The sequence below is a fragment of the Brevibacillus sp. AF8 genome, from assembly GCF_021270385.1.
Taxonomy (GTDB): domain Bacteria; phylum Bacillota; class Bacilli; order Brevibacillales; family Brevibacillaceae; genus Brevibacillus.
In genome coordinates this window covers 162,820-179,328 of sequence record NZ_JAGQDN010000008.1, presented here as the reverse complement: position 1 = coordinate 179,328, position 16,509 = coordinate 162,820, and the positions used below count along the sequence as shown (strand labels likewise).

Annotated in this window: 17 protein-coding genes; 10 read left to right on the top strand and 7 right to left on the bottom strand. The window is 48.5% G+C overall.

What is annotated here, in order from left to right; genetic code table 11:
• Positions 1-189 precede the first annotated feature (189 nt).
• Entirely contained in the window at positions 190-1,425 is a 1,236-nt protein-coding gene (locus KB186_RS13305; protein ID WP_173612284.1) for an MDR family MFS transporter, read from the top strand.
• Here KB186_RS13305 and KB186_RS13300 read toward each other — a convergent pair.
• Positions 1,417-2,205, bottom strand: coding sequence for a GDSL-type esterase/lipase family protein (locus KB186_RS13300; protein WP_173612285.1), 789 nt, complete (start codon positions 2,203-2,205; stop codon positions 1,417-1,419). The genes KB186_RS13305 and KB186_RS13300 overlap by 9 nt on opposite strands.
• A 129-nt stretch (positions 2,206-2,334) precedes the next feature.
• Between KB186_RS13300 and KB186_RS13295 the strand changes: the two genes are divergently transcribed.
• The 3 genes from KB186_RS13295 (at position 2,335) to KB186_RS13285 (ending at position 4,784) form a co-directional block, all read left to right on the top strand.
• Positions 2,335-3,294, top strand: a complete 960-nt coding sequence (locus KB186_RS13295) for an ABC transporter ATP-binding protein (RefSeq protein WP_173612286.1) — start codon at positions 2,335-2,337, stop codon at positions 3,292-3,294.
• Entirely contained in the window at positions 3,260-4,255 is a 996-nt protein-coding gene (locus tag KB186_RS13290; protein WP_088908637.1) for an ABC transporter permease, read from the top strand. The genes KB186_RS13295 and KB186_RS13290 overlap by 35 nt, the downstream gene beginning before the upstream one ends.
• Before the next feature lie 88 nt (positions 4,256-4,343).
• On the top strand, positions 4,344-4,784 hold the full coding sequence (locus tag KB186_RS13285; RefSeq protein ID WP_173612287.1) for a small multi-drug export protein: 441 nt from the start codon (positions 4,344-4,346) through the stop codon (positions 4,782-4,784).
• Positions 4,785-4,832: 48 nt separating this feature from the next.
• On the opposite strand, the gene KB186_RS13280 is transcribed toward KB186_RS13285, so the two are convergent.
• Positions 4,833-5,291: a GNAT family N-acetyltransferase gene (locus tag KB186_RS13280; protein ID WP_173612309.1), complete on the bottom strand. Its 459-nt coding sequence runs from the start codon at positions 5,289-5,291 to the stop codon at positions 4,833-4,835.
• A 146-nt stretch (positions 5,292-5,437) separates the two neighbouring features.
• Between KB186_RS13280 and KB186_RS13275 the strand changes: the two genes are divergently transcribed.
• Positions 5,438-5,698, top strand: coding sequence for a DUF2573 family protein (locus KB186_RS13275; protein ID WP_047068533.1), 261 nt, complete (start codon positions 5,438-5,440; stop codon positions 5,696-5,698).
• A 46-nt stretch (positions 5,699-5,744) separates the two neighbouring features.
• Here the strand turns inward: KB186_RS13275 and KB186_RS13270 are convergent, their stop codons facing one another.
• From KB186_RS13270 to KB186_RS13255, 4 genes are all read right to left on the bottom strand, one after another.
• Positions 5,745-5,903 carry a DUF1835 domain-containing protein gene (locus KB186_RS13270; RefSeq protein WP_173612288.1) on the bottom strand — a complete coding sequence of 53 codons (159 nt, stop codon included), beginning with the start codon at positions 5,901-5,903 and terminating at the stop codon, positions 5,745-5,747.
• Between the two features lie 124 nt (positions 5,904-6,027).
• A complete protein-coding gene (locus tag KB186_RS13265) occupies positions 6,028-7,422 on the bottom strand; it encodes a hypothetical protein (protein ID WP_173612289.1) in 1,395 nt (464 codons plus the stop codon).
• Entirely contained in the window at positions 7,403-7,972 is a 570-nt protein-coding gene (locus KB186_RS13260; protein ID WP_007716978.1) for an RNA polymerase sigma factor, read from the bottom strand. Before KB186_RS13260 ends, KB186_RS13265 begins: the two co-directional genes overlap by 20 nt.
• A gap of 52 nt (positions 7,973-8,024) precedes the next feature.
• Positions 8,025-9,689, bottom strand: a complete 1,665-nt coding sequence (locus tag KB186_RS13255) for a DNA repair helicase XPB (RefSeq protein ID WP_232773776.1) — start codon at positions 9,687-9,689, stop codon at positions 8,025-8,027.
• Positions 9,690-9,830: 141 nt separating this feature from the next.
• Here KB186_RS13255 and KB186_RS13250 point away from each other — a divergent pair, with 141 nt between their 5' ends.
• The 5 genes from KB186_RS13250 (at position 9,831) to KB186_RS13230 (ending at position 15,189) form a co-directional block, all read left to right on the top strand.
• Entirely contained in the window at positions 9,831-11,150 is a 1,320-nt protein-coding gene (locus KB186_RS13250; protein WP_221868824.1) for a hemolysin family protein, read from the top strand.
• A gap of 133 nt (positions 11,151-11,283) precedes the next feature.
• A complete protein-coding gene (locus KB186_RS13245) occupies positions 11,284-12,288 on the top strand; it encodes an ABC transporter substrate-binding protein (protein WP_221868825.1) in 1,005 nt (334 codons plus the stop codon).
• 91 nt (positions 12,289-12,379) lie between these two features.
• Positions 12,380-13,435, top strand: coding sequence for an ABC transporter substrate-binding protein (locus KB186_RS13240; protein WP_173612293.1), 1,056 nt, complete (start codon positions 12,380-12,382; stop codon positions 13,433-13,435).
• A gap of 28 nt (positions 13,436-13,463) precedes the next feature.
• Positions 13,464-14,399, top strand: coding sequence for an ABC transporter permease (locus KB186_RS13235; RefSeq protein WP_173612294.1), 936 nt, complete (start codon positions 13,464-13,466; stop codon positions 14,397-14,399).
• Entirely contained in the window at positions 14,392-15,189 is a 798-nt protein-coding gene (locus tag KB186_RS13230) for an ABC transporter ATP-binding protein (RefSeq protein ID WP_173612295.1), read from the top strand. The genes KB186_RS13235 and KB186_RS13230 overlap by 8 nt, the downstream gene beginning before the upstream one ends.
• Before the next feature lie 10 nt (positions 15,190-15,199).
• On the opposite strand, the gene KB186_RS13225 is transcribed toward KB186_RS13230, so the two are convergent.
• Positions 15,200-16,423 (bottom strand): MDR family MFS transporter, encoded by a 1,224-nt coding sequence (locus tag KB186_RS13225; protein WP_221868826.1) that lies wholly within the window; start codon positions 16,421-16,423, stop codon positions 15,200-15,202.
• Between the last annotated feature and the right edge of the window lie 86 nt (positions 16,424-16,509).

Below are 16,509 nucleotides of genomic sequence, written 5' to 3'. Positions count from 1 at the left end.
TTTGCGTTGTCCAGGGTTAGCGTGTCCAACCTTATCGAATTTTTGATTACTCTCATAGAAAAGTTTCATAATCAAAAAATTTTGAATGCTCATTGACGAACGACCATTGCCTCTCTACAATGGGAACATCACAGAGCATCTGTTCTGGCAGAGGTGGGAGTACATAACAGTCGTGGGGAGAGAGAGAAAATGAGCTGGATCAAGATGCGTTTACAGGAGTTTCACCCGATCGTCTGGTCATTAGTCGTCGGGACCGTGTTCGTCCGGGCTGCCAGCTCGATGAGCATGCCGTTTTTGTTTTTATACTTGTCCAATCAAACAGATATGAGCTTGGCAATGATCGGATTGACGATTGGAGCAGGACCGCTCGCGGGTACAATCGGGGGTTTTATTGCGGGAGCATGGTCGGACAGAATCGGGCGCAGACGAGTCATGCTAGGTGCGTTGTACGTGTGGACGCTCGTGTTCGTCGGATTTGCGCTTAGTAAAGACCCGTGGATTCTGCTTTTGCTCAATATAGCAGGGGGACTCTGTCGATCCTTCTACGAACCGGTCTCACAGGCGCTGATGGCAGATGTAACGCCACAAGAGAAGAGGCTTCGTGTATTCGGTATCCGCTACATGGCGATTAATGTTGGGGTAGCGGTAGGGCCTATCGCAGGGGTAGTGCTTGCGAAAAGCTCTGTCGCTCTGCCTTTCCTGGTGACTGCACTGATATATCTCATTTATGTGATTAGCTTGCAAGGATTATTGAACAAGTTCGGCATTAAGCAAATTGAAGGCCAAAAGAAAGAAGTTGTTACATTCGGCCGAGCATTCAGTGTGGTGGTGCAAGATAAAGCGTTTCGTTTGTACATGCTCGCCGGTGTTTTAGGAGCAATTGGCTACTCGCAAATGTCTTCTACGCTGGCCAAATTCGCAGAAATGACGGTCGTGAATGGAACAGAGCTGTTTGCCATCCTGATGACAGTCAATGCGATTGTCGTCGTTGTGATGCAGCTTCCGTTGACGACCTGGGCAGAAAAAAAGACGCCTCTCACCGCCATTTTGGTGGGAAACGCCATGTATGCAGTTGGTGACGTTGGGTATGCCTTTGCCAATTCGTGGCTGATATTCATTGTGGCAATGGTGTTTTTTACGATTGGCGAAATCCTTACGTTTACCGCAGGAGACGTCCTGATCGACCGAATGGCCCCAGAGAATATGCGGGGCAGTTATTACGGTGCGAAAAGCTTCAGCAACCTCGGCCAGTTCATCGGTCCGTGGATGGGCGGATTGCTGTTGGCGCATTACGGAGGCACGACCTTGTTCCTGGTGGTAGCAGCGACTTCAATGATGAGCAGTGCCTTCCAATGGGCGGGTGCCCGTGCTTTTGAGGCAACCCGGGGCAAATCCTTGAATGAAGCGAGGGTTGAATCACTCTAGGGCTTGCAAGATGCGATCAGCCATCCGTTTATAGCCTTCAGCATTCGGGTGGAAGTGGTCTGTATACAGGTAGTTTTGTTCCTTACGCAAGAATAAGTCGTAGGTCGGCACCACGAATACTTGCGGGTATCGTGAGGCGATTTGGGACGCCTGATTGTTCCAATCGAGCACGGGCCCGATGGTGTCGACGGATGCTTCCGTATTGCCAAAAGGGTTGTACAGGGAAGTGTAAACGATCGTCGCGGTCTTGTTAACGCTGCGAATTTGTTTGAGAATCTCTTCATAGTTGACCGCGAGCTTATTAAGAGCCGTGGTCACTTTTTCTTTTTCAATGGTATACAGCCCGCCTGTCTGCCTGAACAAGTCATTGCCGCCGATGGTAAAAAGAATCAGATCGGCTTCAGCGAGGAGCTTCTTCACTTGCTCCTGGGACATTTGCTTGAGCAGCTCAGATGATTCCTGTCCATTTATCGCGAGGTTTGTGAACGTAATCGACTGTCCCGATTTTTTCTCCAATGCTTGGCGAACGAGTCCGACATAGCCTTGGCCGTTTGCGTCTCCGGCACCGCGCGTGAGGGAATCCCCTAGAGCGACTACTTTGTGGACACCCTTTTCTGGTAAAGGAGAGGGTGGCTGCTCTTTTTGCGCAGGTGGGTTAGCTGTGGATGGGGCCAGCTGCTGCGGATTCATCGCGAGGACAAAACCTGTCGCAAATAAGAGAAAGGAGAGTAAAGACAAGAGACCTGCCGTGCGCCAAAGAAATTGGCCGGATGTGCGCATCGGGTATCCTCCTATTCGTTGTAAAGTGTATGGTCATGGTATAATGTGGATGGACATCTTATGACAGTGTACCATAAACAGAACGCCATCGTCAGTTGACGAGGGGAGACTCAGATAGGAGGGCGCACATTGGCCGAAACGGTCCTCTCAGTAAAAGGATTGCAAAAAGCGATTGGCAAAAAGCCGATCATTCATGATATTACGTTTGACGTTTTCGCCGGAGAGGTATTTGGATTTCTCGGGCCGAATGGCGCAGGCAAAACGACCACGATCCGCATGCTCGTTGGATTGGCAAAAGCGGATGGGGGAGATATTCGCATCGGAGGCATCTCCCTTCAGGAACAGTTTCCGCAAGCGATTGCCCAGGTTGGTTGTATCGTCGAAAACCCGGAGCTGTACAAGTTTTTGACGGGCAGAGAAAATCTGGAGCAGTTTGCGAGAATGAGCGGTGGTATTACGCCTGAGCGTATTGAGGAAATTGTTCGCTTTGTTGATTTGGAACGGGCGATTGATGATAAGGTAAAAACGTACTCACTCGGAATGAGACAGCGCCTTGGGATAGCGCAGGCACTTTTGCACCGGCCGAAAATATTGATCCTGGACGAACCGACGAACGGTTTGGACCCGGCAGGAATTCGTGAGTTGCGTCAGTTTATTCGCAAGCTTGCCGAGGAGGAAGGGCTCGCTGTCTTTATTTCGAGCCATCTTCTCAGTGAAATCGAAATGATGTGCGACCGGGTGGCGATTATCAGCCAAGGAAAAGTCATCTCGGTTGGATTAGTCAAAGAACTGATGGAGCAGTTTGCTGATCAGGTCGATTGGACAATCCCGTCTTCCTATATACAAAAGGCCGAGCAGCTCTTGCGAAACCTACCAGCAGTGACAGAAGTGTGGGTGGTCAGTGAAGAGCGTCTGAAATCCCGCATGGATATTGAAAAAGTAAGCGAGGCTAACCAAGCGTTGGTCAATGGCGGCATACCTGTGATGGGAATTGCGACGAAGACGGTTACACTGGAAGACCTGTTCCTTACATTGACGGGAGGAGGGGGAAGTCATGGAGCAGAGCATGGTGGGGCTCGTACAGAATGAAACCATAAAATTGCTGCGCAGGCGCCGTTTTCTCGTTGTTGTGCTCATCTTGGCGATTCTGATTCCGATTTTTACATACGCACAGTACCGCTCGGTTGTCACTGCACAAGAACGAATGGGGACGACCGACTGGCGCCCGCTCTTAACCCAACAAATCGTCGATATGCAAAACAGGCTGGCATCAAGCCGTCTTCCAGAAGAGTGGAGAGATTTTATCAAGGTCCGGATCGCACAGCAGCAATATTATTTGGATCACGACATTAACCCGATGGCGCCAGGTGGACCTACTTTTGCCCGTGGCTTTATGGACCAAGCCATTTCGATGTTTTTGCCGATGATTATCGTTGTACTCGCAGTTGACCTCGTATCTTCTGAGTTTAGCGAGGGGACAGTCAAGCTGCTATTGACGCGGCCTGTACGGCGTTGGAAGGTGCTGACCAGCAAATACATCACCCTGTTGCTATTTACCTCTCTAACGGTTCTCACGACACTAATTCTCGCTTATTTGCTCTCTGGGGTCGTGTTTGGCTATTCGGGTTGGGACCTTCCTATTTTGACTGGCTTTGAAGTATCGGGAGGAGAACTGGAGACATCTGGGGCTTTCATGCTGCCACAATGGCAATTTTTGCTGATGCAGTATGGTCTGGGCTGGTTCGTCTGCGTTGTGGTTGCAACGGTAACACTTATGGTCTCTGTTTTGGTTCGGAGTGCGGCTGCGGGGATGGGAATTATGATGGCCGCGTTAATTAGCGGAACGATCCTGACGCAGATGGCATCCTCCTGGGAATCGTCCAAATACTTGTTCGTGGTTAATTTGCAGTTGACGGATTATCTCAATGGAACACTGCCTCCGATTAAGGGGATGACGTTGCCTTTCTCGCTGACCGTGTTGAGTGTATGGGCGATCGCAGCGCTGATCATTGCGTACGCAACCTTTATCCGAAGGGATGTCACATCCTAATTTGACCTTTTTCGTTACTTTATCCCAAGGCGGCTCGTCTTTATCATGACGAATGAAATAGACAGCGAGAGGAGAAAGGCGAAATAGAATGGATGTATTATGGAAAGCAGGCTCGGTGACACTATCTGGCATGTTTGAACTGTGGGCAGCGATCCCTGTAGGTTTTATGTTGCAGCTACCACCGATTCTGATCGGAATATTTAGTGCGGTGGGTGCGATTATCAGCGCAGGTGCTGTTATTTTTGTGGGAGGTTCGTTGCGCAACTGGCTTTTAAAGCGTGTAGAGAAACGGAGCAATCGTCAGGGGCGCATGTGGCAGATATGGGATAAATACGGAGTGGTTGGTCTTGGTCTCGCTTCGCCGCTCTTAACAGGAGCCCCGCTGGGTGCTGCTATCGGTATCTCGCTGGGAGCCCCTACGAAAAAGCTCATGCTGTGGATGTCGGTGGGCATTATTATCTGGAGTGCACTATTGACGGCAGGAGTGGCATTTGGTCTTTTGCAATTCATGGTACCAGAAACGAAATAGCTATACGCATGAAAACCGCCAATTTCTGGCGGTTTTTGTTCATGCAGTTCATAATGTGAGTCTGTAGACAATCTCTCCATCGTATACGTCGCCCGTTTCTTCAAAACCGGTTTGACTGTATAAATGTCTAGCACCTGCATTGTCCGGGCATACGGTCAGGTTGATAAATCTGCTCTGTGGGAAACGGTTCCGAACCGTATCCAGGATCGCTACGAGAGCCGCTCTGCCATATCCATTACCTTGGTACCGGTGATCGATCAAAAAACCGTTGAACCAGTAACACCAATCTGTTGAGGCGTCATAGGTAATCATGACAAACCCAACCATTTTATCAGCATCATACAAGCAAAATGGTTCATATTCGCAGTTGTCACCATCAGGTCGGATATGGACCTTCGCCAGTGAAACGGCAACAGACGGAACAAAGCGCTGCTGCTCATCTTGTACCTGCAAGCGTAATGCATCTTGCCAGTTATCTCTGGTTGTTGGCACCAGTCGAATACGAATGCTATTGATAAGTCTTCACCTCGATCCTCTGATAGCTTAAGCGTAACCGATTCCACCTGAAAAATCTTCCTTTTCCGCGTGGGTGTTTTTTCGTAAAATAAACCAAGGATACAAATAGAAAAGTTCCCGAAAGTGAGGTAACTGACATGGACGAGAAAAAAGAAGCGTTGGTCCCTGAATTGGAGGATCTAGTTCATAAATTTACAGAGCTGTTGACAGGAGAAGCGACCCCTGAGCGCGTAGAGATGGTGAAAATATGGTGCCTGTACACGACAATGGCAAAAGCAATGCCACCGCTGATTCAGCATTGGGGAAGCGAGCCTGAGCATATGGAAGCACGCAATCAAATTCGGGAAATCATCGAGCAGATCAAGCAGTGGAATCAGGAGAAAAATCAAAAGCATTAAAAGTAGGAAAAAACGCTGTCACTTTGCGAAAGAGGACAGCGTTTTTTTACTTCAATCGAATCTCTAACCAGCGTAGAGGTGGTCCAACTGAAAAATCATCCTCGATACAGATGATGCTTTCCGTTTGTAGTAGATTCTGTTTGCGGAAGACGGATCGAAGTGTACCGTAGGCAGATAGGCCGAAGCAGATGTGAAATTTGTCCATTTGTTAGCTCCTCAGAATTATCTTCCTTCAATATATCGTAAATTGGATTTGATCAAAAGACTGAACAGAAAAAAGACACGATCCTGAAAATCAAGTCGTGTCTTTTCTAATCATAGGGATCTTTTTACGGATTCCATGTGATATGTTTGGCAGCATCCATTAATTCATTTAAGGTGACACCATGTGCCGTCATGACTACATACAACGATTGGTTGTCGGATTGAGCGTTAAAATGAGCCGAGTGCTGGGCTGTTGATGCTTTTGAATCCGTTTGATCAAAAGAAACAGCAATAGCTTGCTCTCCGTTGACCGCGAACAACTGAGTAGCCGAGAAAGTACCTGGGATAGAGAGGCTGCGCTTGCCTTCAGTATTTCGCACAACATCTATGCGAATCCAGTCGTTGTTTCGCTTGTAATCTGAAGTTAAGCGAGTCACCTTCTGGCTGGTTTCGGATTCATATTGGACCGATACCGTACTCATCGAGAACCCATTCGGTGATTGCGACAGGGCTGGAACGGGCATATCTGATGCTTGTACAGCGGTGTTCAAATCTGTGAAGGAAGAGAGCGTAATGGGCTGCTTCGCTGCCGTTGGCAACGTTGGACCGACCAATGCGTTCTCAGTCGAACCGCCATCAGCTGTGTCTGGTTCCAATTGGGAAGCGATCCCAAATGTCGTAGGATTCTCAGCAGCAGCGCCATTGGCTTCCTTAGCGGCTATATGGTTACCCGTATTAGCTGACTCCGCTGGAACTTCTGATTTCGCTTTTGCCGCTTGATCAGCTGAGTTCCCCTGTAATCCGCGAGATGCCACGCTGTTCTGCCCGTCTTTATTGATCGTACGTGGCTCTGGTGTGGTTGCTTTTTCCTCAGGTTTCACCATTGCAATCGCATTGTTCGATTGGGCAGGTGAGGCAGGAGGTGTATCTTTTGCAGGCGCAGTCGGAGCGACTTGCGATTGTGTAGCCGCAGACTCTGGATTGCTTTCTGCTTTTTTCATCGCCGGACTATCAGCGGCTGCTGGTAGGGAAGCGATAGCAGGTGCTGGAGCTTGCGGTTCCGATTTTGATTCCGTTTCGTCGTATGCAATCGTGTTCCTGGTGTCTTTCATTCCGTTTTCTTGTATGGCAGCCATTTGAATATTACTTGGTGTCAGTTGTTGGTAACCGACGAAACCGACTGCGAGCAAGACTGCCGCTGCGCTAACCCAGGCGTATGAAGGGAAGCCTTTGGTCCAACGCTTGTTTGGCTTTGAAATCACTGTACTCGTTTGTTGTTCTGAAGATGCAGTAGCGGCGTGAGGGGGTACACCTTTTCCGGCGGTCTGGTAGATTGCTTGCATGATTCTGTCTTCCAGGTTCGCTTGAGGCAGTGGAACCTCCTTCAAGAACTGCACCTCCTCTTCTGTTGTCATTTGCGTTTCTATCCAAGCGATGCATTCGTCACAGGTTTCAATATGTGAGTATGAATCGCTATCTGTGTCATCTAGCCATGCTTTTCTAAATGCCTGGCAGTTCATGTACGAGCCCCCCTTCCTTGCGGGATAACAATTTTGCGAGTTCCTGACGAGCACGCAAGTAACGGACGCGAGCTGTAGATTCGGCGATGCCGAGGAGTGTAGCTATTTTTTCAAACGGATATTCGTGCGTACAGCGAAGGACGATCACTTCACGATAAGAATCTGACAGTAGAGCAAAGGCTTCCTGAATTTCTCGACGTTGCTCTTTTGTCATGAGCGATTCCTGAGGGGATTCGTCCCGTGTATTAGATGGCACATAGGCCAATTGTTCATCCGAGTCATGATACTTTCGGCGACGCAAGAAGTCGATGCTCTTATTTCGGGCAAGCGTATGTAACCAAGAAGAAAACTGGCTGTCCCCACGGAATGTGGACAATTTTTCATACGCTTTAACAAATACTTCTTGAGTGAGATCCTCTGCATCAGAGCGATTGTTTACCATTTTGTAAATGAAAACGTATATCATATGCTGATATCGCTGGATGAGGTCGCGATACGCTTCGATGTCGCCTTGAAGAATCCGCTGAATGATTTCGGCGTCGGATTGCATTGAATCTTTGGCCTCCCTTCCCTCTATGAGACGCTGGTTATTAGTAAACGTTTCAGACCAGCGTTTCGATTTCTATAATATCGTATGGATAGCCCTGTTCGACCAGAAAAAGCTGGCGATGGAGCGAAAACTCCTGTTCTCTCGTGTCTCGCGTTACCAATGTATAAAAATGGGCGGTGTTGTCGTCTGTTTTGGGCCTTAAGATACGTCCCAGGCGCTGTGCCTCTTCTTGTCTGGAACCATACGTCCCGGAAATTTGGATCGCGACGTTGGCGTCAGGCAAATCAACCGCAAAGTTGGCTACCTTGGATACGATCAGGCGTGTAATTTCCCCTTTTTTAAACTGCGTGTACAAAAGCTCGCGTTCTTTGTCCGGTACTTTTCCTGTAATGAGTGGCAGTTGAAGGGCCGTTGCCATTTGTTCAAGCTGATCGATATATTGCCCGATGATCAAAACGCGATCATGGGCGTGCCTCTCCAATAGCTCGCGGACGACCTCCAGTTTTTTTGGATTTTCCGCTGCAATGCGAAACTTTTGACGAGTGGATGCATGTGCATAGGCCTCTCGCCACTTCGGCTCAAAGGGGAGTCGAATTTCTCGGCAATGCGCCTCTGCGATCCAGCCTTGCTCTTCCATGACTTTCCACGGAACCTCGTACTTTTTTGGACCGATTAGCGTGAAAACATCTTCTTCCCGCCCGTCTTCCCGAACGAGAGTAGCAGTCAGCCCAAGTCTGCGAGTGGCTTGAATCCCAGAAGTTACACGAAAGATGGGTGCGGGCAACAAATGCACCTCATCGTAAATAATAAGCCCCCAGTCGCGCTCTGAAAAGAGTTTCAGATGAGGAAAATCATCTTCGGCGGTGGGGCGGTATGTAAGAATTTGATAAGTTGCCACAGTTATTGGCTTGACTTCTTTGTTGTCACCAGTGTATTCCCCGACCATATTTGGATCAAGTCCTGTTTTGTCCAAGAGCTCAGCGATCCACTGGCGAACCGATGTCGTATTCGTGGTCAAAATGAGGGTGGCTGTTTGCAATTGGCAAATGGCACCAAGTCCAATGACTGTTTTTCCTGCACCACAGGGCAGGACGAGAACGCCGCTTCCCCCGGTCACAGCGCCTCCGGAATAGAAGGCATCGACAGCTTCTTTTTGATAAGAACGCAAAGAGAATGCTTTGCCTCGAGATGTCGTTTCCCGCAAGCTGACTGCACAGGATTCGCCTTCTGTATAGCCCGCCAAATCTTGTACAGGAAACCCGAGCTTGATCAGCTCTTGTTTGATCAACCCGCGCGCATAGCTTTTGATGACAAATTCACTCTCAAAAAGAGCAGCGATTGATTGATAACTAGTCACCTCTGCTAAAAGAAGCGGGTCTTCACTCATTAATACGAGTTGATCACCAATGCGTTCCAAACGAAACAAGCCGTATTTTCGCATCGTATCTTCAATTTCTTTGACAATGGTTGGCGGGACACCGTATTTGCTGTAGTTGCCAAGCACGTCTGTTACCTCTTGTGATGTGAGACCGGATGCAGCCGCATTCCAAAGCGATAAAGGGGTAATCCGATAGGTATGGATGTATTCTGGGTTCTTGATTAGCTCAGTAAAACCGCTGATAGCTTGTCTGGCCTCGGAAAATAAAGGATGTTGCGTTTCCAACAATATCGTCCGATCGCTTTGAACGATCAAGGGCAGGTCTGGACGGTAGGACAATAGACTCACCTCGTTACAAAAGGCATAGGAATCAGCACTATGGTATCACAATCTCAAAAAGAAAGAAAAACGAACAGGTAACATTTTGGCTACGATGGGAAACAATATCCCAAAGCATGGATGGAAAGGATGGAGGGGAGCATGGCAATTTGGGGAAGCTTGTTTAATTTGATCTTGGTCATGATCCTCGTACTCCTGAACGGGTTCTTTGTTGCGACTGAATTCGCGATCGTAAAAGTAAGGGAGTCGCGCATTGCACAGCTCGCAGCGGAAGGAAACAAGCGCGCTGTCGACGTCGAGAGGGTCCTGCACAATTTGGATGCCTACCTCTCTGCGTGCCAACTTGGCATTACGCTTGCTTCATTAGGACTCGGTTGGCTAGGAGAGCCTGCTGTTGCGCATCTTCTGCATCCCGTTTTTCGATACTTCCATTTAAATGAAACGGTTGTTACCAGTATTTCCTTTATTATTGCTTTTTCGGTGATTACGTTTTTGCATATTGTACTGGGGGAACTGGCTCCGAAGACATTGGCTATTCAATACTCCGAAAAGGTGGTACTGGCAGTAGCGAAGCCGATCCAACTCTTTTACAAAATCATGTATCCCTTTATTCAAATGCTGAACTGGTCCGCGAGCCATTTTCTTGGGCTTTTTCATATATCTTTGGAGCCGCATCAGGAAGCACATACAGAAGAAGAGATACGCATTCTTGTCAATGAAAGTCATAAAAGCGGCTTGATTGATCAAACCGAGCTGATGCTGGTTGACAATATTTTTGATTTCTCGGAGACGATGGCAAGAGAAATCATGGTTCCGCGTACGGATATGGTTGTCCTGAACCTGCGCGATCCTTTTGACGAGAACGTGAAGCATGTCCAAAACGGACGTTTTACCCGTTATCCAGTAGTGGATGGTGACAAAGATCATGTTGTGGGGAGTTTGCACATCAAGGATATGCTGACAGGGCTTCTGGAAGGAGAGAGTCATGATCTTCAGACCTTCATGCGTCCGATTTTGACGGTACCGGAGACGATTTCGATCAGCCGATTGTTAACCATGCTGCAAAAACAACGAGGTCAAATGGCAATTATCATTGACGAGTATGGGGGCACTGCGGGCCTGGTGACCCTGGAAGATATAATGGAAGAAATTGTTGGTGACATTCAGGACGAGTTTGACGATGAACGCCCAGAGGTAGAACGAAGCGACGGCATGCTGTCATTGGACGGGCGTATGTTATTGGAAGAAGTGGGCGATTATCTGGACATCGAATTGGAGTCGAGCGATGTGGATACACTTGCTGGCTGGATTTACATGCAGATCGACCATCCGCCGCGCGTGGGAGATCGGGTAAAAGAGGGAAAGTACGAATTTGTCGTGGGAGAGGTCGACCATTACAGAATCACCAGGGTATATGTAAAGAAAGTCGGCAAAGCAGAGGAAGAAATCGGTTCCACGTAAGTGAGGAAAGGGGGCTTCTCAATGCGTAATATAATTGCTATAATGGGACACAAGTTGCATAGATGGCAATGAGCCTAATTACTTAGGGTGATTAGGAGCAGCGAAAGAGCAGAGACTAGAGGAGGAAGTACAGATGAGACGAGCAGTCAGTATGGTACTGACCGCATTGCTGGCGTTTTCTTTGGCAGCATGTGGTAACGAAACAGGTGGGAAAACAGAGACAGCGGCAACGACAGGCCAAGGGCAAACAGTGAAGCTGGGGCTGACGCAATTCGTGGAGCACCCTGCGCTGGATGCTATTCATAAAGGAATTTTGGATGGTCTGAAGGACGCTGGCTACGAAGAGGGCAAGAACTTGGAGGTAGACTCCCAGAACGCCCATGGTGACATGAACAATACAGTCTCGATCGCACAGAAGTATGCCGGAGATAAGAAGGATATTGTCGTAGCGATTGCGACGCCATCCGCTCAGGCTGCAGCCAAGGCGATTGCTGACAAACCTGTTATTTTCAGTTCCGTAACAGACCCGATCTCGGCTCAACTGGTTGGCAGTCTGGAAAAACCAGACAAAAACGTGACCGGGACGTCCGATAAAGTATCGATGGAACAACAATTGAAGCTGGTGAAAACCTTTCTGCCTGAGCTGAAAAAGCTGGGCGTGATCTATACGACTTCCGAAATTAACTCAGAGGTACAGGTCAAAGAATTGGAAGACGCAGCGCAAAAAGAAGGCGTAGAAATCATCAAGGCAGGCATTTCGCAGTTATCCGAAGTGCAGCTTGCAGCTCAAAGTCTTGCTAGTAAAGCAGATGCCATTATTATCCCAATTGACAACACCGTCGTATCTTCTTTTGAAGCGGTACTGGGAGCAGCAGAGGAAAACAAAATTCCTGTATTTGCTTCTGATACCGATACAGTGAAACGTGGAGCGGTTGCTACTTACGGGATTGATTACTACCGAATCGGTAAACAAACAGGCGATATGGCTGCCCGTATCTTAAAAGGGCAGACGGTTGCTGATACTCCTGTAGAGATTTCGAAACAAGCTGATTTGTATATTAATGAAACAGCTGCTGCAAAGTTTGGGCTCACTATTTCTGAGGCACTCAAACAACAGGCGAAAGAAATCATCAAGTAAAAAGAGAGCGTCATGCTCTCTTTTTATTCTTTTAAAACCGTTTTATCCATGTTAAACTGTAAAAAAAAATTCACGAGGGGGAATTCACTAAATGTTCAAACAAAAGAAGAGTATTAAAATTTTTCAGAGTTTTTTATTTCCTTTATTGCTTTTGTCTGTTACCGCTTGTGGACAGCAAAGCACTACCCCTGCAAACAATTCTACACCCGCTCCTGCTACCACGACGGCGCCTGCTCCGTCTACTGAAACCAAGCAGTTGACAATTGGGATTGCCCAATTCGTTGAACACCCTGCTTTGGATGCAGCGAGAGAGGGCTTTATCAGCCAACTGGCTAAAAATGGTTACGAAAAAGACAAGCAAGTAAAAATCGATGTGCAATCCGCTCAAGCGAGCATGGATACAGCCATTCAGATTGCCCAAAAATTCGAGGCTGACAAAGTAGATTTGGTGCTGGCCATTGCGACTCCAACGGCACAGGCTGCTGCACAAACCAGCAAAGAGATTCCGATCCTCTTTACTGCGGTAACAGACCCGGTAGAAGCTGGTCTGGTAGCAGCGATGGACAAGCCGGGAGCAAACGTAACTGGTACATCGGATATGAATCCAGTTGAAGAGCAATTGAAGCTGATCAAAGAAATGAAAGCTGATGCGAAATCTGTTGGAATCATTTATAGTTCTGGCGAAGTCAACTCCAAAGTACAGGTAGATGCGGCAAAAGCAGTAGCCGGCAAGCTTGGTTTAGAGATTAAAGAAGCGGCGATTACGAGCGCGACAGAAGTGAAGCAAGCAGCTGAGTCCATGGTCGGCAAAGTAGATGCTTTCTACGTACCGACTGACAACATGGTCGTCTCTTCGATTGCAGCTGTTATCGGTGTCGCTGAAGCACAAAAAATTCCGGTCATCGCTGGTGAAGAAAACTCTGTGAAGAGCGGAGCGATTGCCACTTACGGGATCGACTACACAAAGCTGGGCGAGCAAACAGCTGATATGGCAACAAAAATCCTGAAGGGTGAAGCGAAGCCGGCTGATATGGCTGTTGAAGTGCAAGCAGACATGAAGCTCGTATTGAACAAGAAAGCGGCGGAAAAAATGGGTGTGACGATTCCGCAAGCCATGCTCGACCGTGCTGGACAAGTGATCGAGTAATAAATGCAGTAATTGGAGGATTTCTTCTATGAATCAACTGGCAATAATGGGAGCCATTGAGCAAGGTTTATTATTTGGTATCTTGGCTCTCGGTGTATATCTGACCTTCCGAGTCCTAAACGTTCCTGACTTGACCGTAGATGGTAGTTTTGCCTTGGGAGGCGCAATCGCAGCCAAATTCATTATCGATGGTACCAATCCGTTTTTGGCCACCCTGCTGGCTTTCATCGTAGGTGGTTTGGCAGGAGCTTTTACGGGCGTCTTGCATACCAAAGGAAAGATTAACGCACTTTTGGCGGGGATCTTGACGATGATTGCCTTGTACTCGATCAATTTGCGTGTCATGGGAAAAGCGAATTTGCCTCTTTTGCGGGAAGATACCTTGTTCACTTATGTGAAGGATATGGGCATTCCGAACCTGGCCGTAGGTGGAGTTACCTTGCTGACAGGTGTAGCAATCGTCTTTATCGTAGGTGTTCTGGTGTTGAAGCTCATCATTGACTGGTTCCTTCATACGGATATGGGTCTGGATTTGCGTGCGACAGGTGACAATTCGAAGATGATCCGCAGCTTTGGGGTAAACACGGATTCGACAACGATTATCGGTTTGGCTCTCTCCAATGGCTTGGTAGCGTTAGCTGGTGCGTGGGTAGCCCAATACCAAGGCTTTGCGGATGTAGGAATGGGGATCGGGATGATCGTCATCGGTCTCGCTTCCGTTATTGTCGGGGAAGTATTGTTTGGCAGCTCTTCGATTTTCCGAGTGACGCTTGCTGTCATTCTCGGCTCGATTGTGTACCGCTTGGTCATTGCCCTTGCTCTGGATGCAGGACTCAATCCTTCTGACATGAAGCTGATTACTGCCCTGATTGTTATCATCGCCCTGACAGTACCTACTGTGGCAAAAGGCATCTGGAAAAAGCAAGCGGTACGCTCGGCAAGGGGAGGAAGCAGCGATGCTTAAAATTACAAACGTCAACAAAGTATTCAACGCAGGAACTGTGAATGAAAAGATCGCGCTTCGAAACGTCAATCTGCACGTTAAGAAGGGAGAGTTCATCACCGTTATTGGTAGTAATGGTGCCGGTAAATCGACGATGATGAACATGATCTCTGGTGGACTGACGCCAGATAACGGAAGCATTACGATTGACGGCAAAGATGTCACCCGCTTGGCAGAGCACCAACGCGCAGGTCTGATCGGCCGTGTGTTTCAGGACCCGATGGCAGGTACAGCGCCGAACATGACGATTGAGGAAAATTTGGCAATCGCATTGGGGCGGGGAAAACGTCGTACACTTGGATTTGGGGTGAATAACCAGAAGCGAGAGCTGTTCCGTGAGCAGCTCAAGCAGCTGGATCAGGGGCTGGAGAACCGTTTGAAGACCAAAGTTGGTTTTCTCTCAGGGGGACAGCGCCAAGCACTGAGCCTGTTGATGGCTACCTTCACGGAGCCAAAGATTTTGCTTCTCGATGAGCATACAGCAGCGCTTGACCCGAAACGGGCGCAGCTGATTGTAGATTTAACGGAAAAAATCGTGGAACGCCATAAACTGACGACAATTATGGTCACGCATAATATGGAACAAGCGTTGAACATGGGGAATCGTCTGTTGATGCTCCACGATGGGGGAATCATCCTCGACATTCCGGATGAGAAAAAACGGACGATGAAACCGCAGGATCTGCTTCGCGCATTCGAAACAGCCCGCGGTGGAGAAAGCTTCAGTGAAGATCGCTTCTTATTAACCTAATCGGATCGAATCAGCCTTCCTGTTCAAACGGGGAGGCTTTTTCGTTGGTGGAAAGATACACATACATGAATCCAGCACCGCTCAAGAGAATGCCTGCGACAATGGTGAAAAGGATCGTGCCGCCATAATGCAGCAAGACAAGGCTGCCCAAGTACGGTCCGCACGTACGGGAAATGTCCCAGTGCGTTCCCGTAATCGCAAAGTACCGCCCGCGCATCGTAACAGGTGATATCCGGGTGACGAAGGCCATTAACTGAGTCAGACCAATACTTTCTCCGATGACGAGCAACACTTGCAAAGCGAGAAGGACAGGCACGTTGTCGATGAAGGCATACCCCAAGGATACGATGAGAAAACAAATGTAAGAGCCGCTAATCAACAGGCGAGCTGGCAAGTGCTGGGTCCATTTGACGAGCAAGTACTCGAACAGGAGCAGAAGGCCCCCTTTTACCGCAATGAGCAAAGCGAGAGTTTGCAAATAGTCTGGCAGCGTGTATTTGAGATGTAGCTGGAGATTTGTCTCGGTTTGGGCGTAAAACAAACTGATCGGCAAAGACAGCAGCATGATGGCAAGGGCTGGTCGATAAGCATGCCAGGAGCTGCGTGAACGTACGTCTGCTGCTTCCACAACGGGAGCTTCTGGCAGCGGAGTTTGCGGGATTTTCCACCAGACGGCAAGAGCATAGATTAATAGTGAGATCGCAGTAAACAAAAATGCCATAGCAGGATCGTACTTATAAATGATGACACCGACTAAAGGGCCCAATGCGGCCCCGATACTGCTGGAAGTATTGAGAAGAGCAAAGGCACCGGCCATTTGTGCAGCGGAAATCGTATCAGCAAGATGCGCACGGCTGACAGGGATAAACAGCGAGCGGCCAGCGCCGTTGATGATGTACAGGATCGCAAAGCCCAGCATAGAGTCTGCCCAAGCCATTCCCAACATGGCGAAGCCTTGCAGGAAAAGGGCGAGTAGCATGATTGATTTTCGGCGATAGCGGTCCGTGATGCCACCAGCAAATAGCGTCAGCAAAATCTCGGAGAAGGGCTGCAAACCAATGACGAGCATGGTCATGGTGACAGAGCCGCCGATGTTCTCGCTCAAGTACAATACGAGAAACGGGGCGATCATGGCGCTGGATAGTGAAGTGAGCGTTTCGCCGAATAGACGGACCCAGAGGAGTGTCGGATACGCAGCAAAGAATCGACTGAGAGCATGCGGAATGTGTGGCATAAGAAAATCCTTTCTTTCGGCTTTTTCCGGTTAGTTGGTGTTTTTAGAATTGTAAGGTGGCAAAGACCGGAGAAAAAGCGTACGAT

Bases quoted from the DNA above. Each gene is read 5' to 3' on its own strand.
- KB186_RS13305 (WP_173612284.1), top strand. From the start codon at position 190: ATGAGCTGGATCAAGATGCGTTTACAGGAGTTTCACCCGATCGTCTGG.
- KB186_RS13300 (WP_173612285.1), bottom strand. From the start codon at position 2,205: ATGCGCACATCCGGCCAATTTCTTTGGCGCACGGCAGGTCTCTTGTCT.
- KB186_RS13290 (WP_088908637.1), top strand. From the start codon at position 3,260: ATGGAGCAGAGCATGGTGGGGCTCGTACAGAATGAAACCATAAAATTG.
- KB186_RS13285 (WP_173612287.1), top strand. From the start codon at position 4,344: ATGGATGTATTATGGAAAGCAGGCTCGGTGACACTATCTGGCATGTTT.
- KB186_RS13275 (WP_047068533.1), top strand. From the start codon at position 5,438: ATGGACGAGAAAAAAGAAGCGTTGGTCCCTGAATTGGAGGATCTAGTT.
- KB186_RS13270 (WP_173612288.1), bottom strand. From the start codon at position 5,903: ATGGACAAATTTCACATCTGCTTCGGCCTATCTGCCTACGGTACACTT.
- KB186_RS13265 (WP_173612289.1), bottom strand. From the start codon at position 7,422: ATGAACTGCCAGGCATTTAGAAAAGCATGGCTAGATGACACAGATAGC.
- KB186_RS13260 (WP_007716978.1), bottom strand. From the start codon at position 7,972: ATGCAATCCGACGCCGAAATCATTCAGCGGATTCTTCAAGGCGACATC.
- KB186_RS13250 (WP_221868824.1), top strand. From the start codon at position 9,831: ATGGCAATTTGGGGAAGCTTGTTTAATTTGATCTTGGTCATGATCCTC.
- KB186_RS13245 (WP_221868825.1), top strand. From the start codon at position 11,284: ATGAGACGAGCAGTCAGTATGGTACTGACCGCATTGCTGGCGTTTTCT.
- KB186_RS13240 (WP_173612293.1), top strand. From the start codon at position 12,380: ATGTTCAAACAAAAGAAGAGTATTAAAATTTTTCAGAGTTTTTTATTT.
- KB186_RS13235 (WP_173612294.1), top strand. From the start codon at position 13,464: ATGAATCAACTGGCAATAATGGGAGCCATTGAGCAAGGTTTATTATTT.
- KB186_RS13230 (WP_173612295.1), top strand. From the start codon at position 14,392: ATGCTTAAAATTACAAACGTCAACAAAGTATTCAACGCAGGAACTGTG.
- KB186_RS13225 (WP_221868826.1), bottom strand. From the start codon at position 16,423: ATGCCACACATTCCGCATGCTCTCAGTCGATTCTTTGCTGCGTATCCG.